This is a genomic window from Mesorhizobium sp. M1E.F.Ca.ET.063.01.1.1, from assembly GCF_003998155.1.
Classification (GTDB): Bacteria; Pseudomonadota; Alphaproteobacteria; order Rhizobiales; family Rhizobiaceae; genus Mesorhizobium.
On sequence record NZ_RZSC01000523.1, the window covers coordinates 1 to 4,303 of the forward strand.

The 4,303-nt window shown below is 65.3% G+C and carries 5 protein-coding genes and 1 pseudogene; all 6 read right to left on the reverse strand.

Annotated elements, in window-relative coordinates:
* Positions 1-149: pseudogene (locus EOA29_RS43260) on the reverse strand (sulfurtransferase); the annotation flags it as partial.
* 139 nt (positions 150-288) lie between these two features.
* On the reverse strand, positions 289-1,065 hold the full coding sequence (locus EOA29_RS26970; RefSeq protein ID WP_126095718.1) for an SDR family oxidoreductase: 777 nt from the start codon (positions 1,063-1,065) through the stop codon (positions 289-291).
* A gap of 11 nt (positions 1,066-1,076) precedes the next feature.
* Positions 1,077-1,889 (reverse strand): SDR family oxidoreductase, encoded by an 813-nt coding sequence (locus EOA29_RS26975; RefSeq protein WP_126091611.1) that lies wholly within the window; start codon positions 1,887-1,889, stop codon positions 1,077-1,079.
* Positions 1,886-2,887, reverse strand: coding sequence for a sugar phosphate isomerase/epimerase family protein (locus EOA29_RS26980; protein ID WP_126091610.1), 1,002 nt, complete (start codon positions 2,885-2,887; stop codon positions 1,886-1,888). Before EOA29_RS26980 ends, EOA29_RS26975 begins: the two co-directional genes overlap by 4 nt.
* Before the next feature lie 40 nt (positions 2,888-2,927).
* Positions 2,928-3,695: an SDR family NAD(P)-dependent oxidoreductase gene (locus EOA29_RS26985; protein ID WP_126091609.1), complete on the reverse strand. Its 768-nt coding sequence runs from the start codon at positions 3,693-3,695 to the stop codon at positions 2,928-2,930.
* A gap of 11 nt (positions 3,696-3,706) precedes the next feature.
* On the reverse strand, positions 3,707-4,303 hold a 597-nt coding region (locus tag EOA29_RS26990), incomplete at its 5' end, for an ABC transporter ATP-binding protein (RefSeq protein ID WP_145969816.1).

A 4,303-nucleotide genomic window follows, 5' to 3' on the forward strand; every position in this document is an offset into this window, starting at 1 on the left:
GTTCTGAAATCGCGCCGGCGGGATGCCGGCAGCAGGCGTGGATCGGCCTGGTAATCGTCATCGATGCGCACGTCGATGAGAACAGGCGCATCCGGCACCCCGACCAGACGGGCAAGTTGCGGGACAGTTATTGCGGTGGTTGATGGCATGGCGTCCACCTCCTGAACGAAGAGAGTTTGGACGCGATCGTTGGGCTGACGCCTCACGGGGTCGTCGCGGGGAACCCCTTGCAATGATGCTGGAACGGTCCCCGCCGATTGTCAAGGAAGAGCTTCTACGCTCGTCCCGTCACAGCGATGCCGTGATGCCGCCGTCGACATAGAGGACGTGGCCGTTGACAAAGCTTGATGCATCCGATGCCAGGAAGACCGCCGCCCCGATCAGTTCCTCGACCTCTGCCCAGCGGCCGGCAGGCGTGCGTTTCTCCAGCCAGGCGGTGAAGTCGGCGTCGGCGACCAGGGCGGCATTGAGTTCGGTGTTGAAATAGCCTGGACCGATCGCATTGACCTGCAGGCCATATCGCGCCCAGTCGGTCGCCATGCCCTTGGTCAGCATCTTCACGGCACCCTTGGTCGCCGTATAGGGTGCGATGCTCGTGCGTGCCAGCTCGCTCTGCACGGAGGCTATGTTGACGATTTTGCCGTGTCCGCGCGGGATCATGCGGCGTGCCACAGCCTGGCCGACATGGAACACGCTGTCGATATTGGTCGCCTTGAGCCTTTCCCAGGCATCCAGCGGAAATTCCTCGAGCGGCGCGCGAAACTGCGTGCCGGCATTGTTGAAGAGGATCTCGATCGGACCGATTTCGCTCTCGATGGCATCGACCGCTGCCGCCACGGCGGCCGCGTCGGTCACGTCGAAGGCGCGAGCGTGAACCTTATGGCCTTCGGCGGCGAGCCTTGCCCGCGCCTCCTCCAGCACGCTTTCGTTGCGCGCGTTGAGCACCAGCTCCGCGCCTGCTTCGGCCAGGCCGCGGGCGATCGCGAAACCTATCCCCTTCGAGGATCCGGTTACCAGGGCGAGCCGGCCGGAAAGGTCGAAGCGCTTGATGGCAGTTTCCCTCATCGTCACGTGCATCACCCCGGAAAGATCGTGAAGCCGCCGTCCACGCGGATCACCTGGCCGTTGATGAAGCGGGCGCGCGATCCGGCGAGGAAGGCGACAGCCTCGGCAATCTCTTCAGGCTCGGCATAGCGGTTCAGGGAACGCTTCGACGAATCCATCCTGGCCGGATCGACGACGCGCGTCGCCTGGAACCGGGCGGTTTTCGTCGCCCCCGGGCTGACTGCATTGACCCGCACGCCCTCGTCGATCAGTTCCTTGGCGAGGCAACGGGTATAGTGGACGACAGCGGCCTTGAGCGTCGAATAGACGACCTCCGGCGAGCAGCCGAGGTGAGCGGCCGCCGAGGCGATATTGATCACCGAACCTGACCCGCGCTTCACCATCGGCGGCACGAAGGCCTGGCAAACCAGCATGGTGCCGATCAGGTTGTTTTCGGTGAGCACCTTTATGTCCTCGTAATCGATGTCGAGGGCGTTGTTGGGGTTGGGCTTGGTTCCCTTGGCGCCGATGTCCCCGCCTGCGCAGTTGACGAGCACATGCACATCGCCGAGTTCCGCCTCGATCTTGCGCTTCATCTCGGCAACGGCGGCACGGTCGCCGATATTGCCGGTGACCGCGGTGACCCGGGTGCCGTGTCGTCCCAGGTGCCTTGCCGATTCACCGAGGTCGGCGAACTCGCCATACTTCGCCGGTTGGGTCCAGTCCAGGTCGTGGATTGCTACGTCCGCCCCGAGTTCCGCCAGCCGGTCGGCCATGACGTGGCCGAGGCCGCGTCCGGAACCGGTGACGAAGGCGGTGACGCCGCTGAGTTCGCGAGTTGTCATGAGGGGTTCTCCAGAGTCATGAGGCCGAGCTCCTTCATGTTGGCGGCGCTACGCCGGATCATGTCGAGCTCGTAGGAAACCAGGGCGCCGTCGACCCCGCGCTCCCAGGGAGTGCGGAAATCGGCATCGTCGGGCAGGCGATTCTTTTGCGCGGCGGCAAGGCAGGCGGCGAATTCGCGCGCGGTTTTCGGCGGATAGCCGTTCCACCAGTCGTCGAGAAGAAAGCGCACATGGCGCGCCTCGAGCGCGCCCGGCTCGAGCACGGCGGTGAGTTCGTCGTGCAGGTCGCCGAGCAGGGCCGCGAGGTCGCTGAAGGGCACGGCGCCGTCGCCGATGGCGCAGCGCACGAGCCGATATCCTTCGCCCGTGAACTGAACGCGGTAGTCCTTCAGGTGGACATGTCGCACATAGGGTGCGATGCGGCGGGTGAAGTCGAGCGGCGCCTCGGCGACGGGAAACGTATTGCCGGTGTCGAACGTGATGCCGACCCCTCGCCCGCCCGTCTCGCAGAACGCCACCAGCTCGGCGCTGCCGAAATCCTGATGGTTCTCGATGGCGAGCACGCGGCCTTCGGCTTCGGCCCGCGGCCCCCATTGCTGAAGCGCCGACCTGATCGAGGCGTTGAGCTCGCCCCATTTGTCGCCCCAGGCATTGCGGTCACCGCACAGAACCGGTGTCAGGCCGAGCCGGATAGTCTTCGCGCCGAGCGAGCGGGCGGAACGGAACGCGCTCTCCAGCGGCCCCATCATGTTGAGCCCGGCGCTGACGACGGGCGTCATCCCAAGCCCATCGAGCCGCTCCTTCAGGGCGGTCAGCCCGTAATCGGACATTTCCGCCAGCCATGGATCGTAGATCTCGAGCGTGCGTGCGCCGAGCTCCTCGGCCAGGGCGATGAAGCCTTCCAGCCCCGCGCCCTTGGGGTTGGCGCGCGGCGTGCCGCGGCCCTGCAGCCCAAGATGATAGGTAAGCCCATAGGGGTTCAAACCAACGCGCAGCATCAGGCCAGCCGATCGAACGAGGGGAAACGGAGAACCTGCATCAGCTCAGGCCCGCATCGACGGTGATGGATTGCTTGGTGATCATGCGGCTGTCGTCGGCGGCGAGAAAAAGCGCCGTGCGGGCGATCTCGTCGGCCAGCAGAACCCGCCTGATCAACTGGCGCCCGACCATCTGATCGACGGACTCCGGCGTCGTGTACCAAAGACGGCGCTGCCGCTCGGTGATCACGGCGCCCGGCTCGATGGCGTTGACGCGGATATTGTCGGGACCGAAGGCGCGGGCCAACGACCGCGTCATGCCGATGATCGCGGCCTTGGCCGTGGCATAGGCGGTCATCTGGTCGGCGCCGAAGCGCCAGGAGGTCGAGGAAAGGTTGATGATGGAGCCAAAGCCCAGCGACTTCATCTGCGGATGGACGGCCTGGGCGGCGAAGAACTGATGCTTCAGATTGACGTTTTGGGCATGATCCCAGTAGTCCGGCGTCACTTCAGCGACTGCGTGGCGGTCATCATTGGCGGCGTTGTTCACCAGGACGGCAACCGGCCCGGCCTTTTCCCGCACATTCTCGATCGCTGCGCGCAGGGCCGCGATGTCGGTCACATCGCATGGCAGGAACAGAGGCGCGTGGCGCGTGGCGCCCGCAAGCTCCGCCTTCAGTTCCCGGCCGACCGCTTCCTGAATGTCGAGAAAGGCCACGCGCGCCGCGTTGGCCGCAAAGGCGCGAACCATTTCGGCGCCGATGCCAGAGGCTCCTCCGGTGATCAGCACGACACGGTCTGCGAGGCTTGGATAGGTAGCGAATGTCAAAGGCTGAGCTTTCAAAGAAGGGATTGGGTCGTCGGATCGAAGAGGCAAGCCCGCGCCATGTCGATGCCGAGCGTCATTGTCTCGCCCATCCGGGGGGCGCTGTCCGGGTCGAAACGGCCGGTGACTTCGAGATCGCCGAAGCGAAGCACCGCCAAGGTCTCGGCACCCGTGGGCTCGACCAGCTCGACCGGGGCCTTCACCGCCGCAACGGCACGCTTGCGGTGCTTCAAGTCGTCCGAAAAGCGGTAGATATGTTCCGGCCGCACGCCAAGCACGACGTTCCTCGGCGCGCCGGCCGGCACCGGCTGGGCAAGTTCCAACGCTGCCGTGCCGCCATCCGCGGTCCGAACCGTGACGCAGGGCCGGCCCGCCCCGTCGCCGAGCTCGGCGGGAATGAAATTCATCGCCGGCGAGCCCATGAAGCCCGCGACGAACATGTTGGCGGGGCGGCTGTAGATCATCTGCGCGGCGTCGAACTGCTGCACCGACCCCTGATGCATGACGGCAATGCGCGAAGCGAGCGTCATCGCCTCCACCTGGTCGTGGGTGACATAGACCGTGGTCTTGCCGACACGGTTGTGCAGCTTCTTGATCTCGGTGCGCATGTC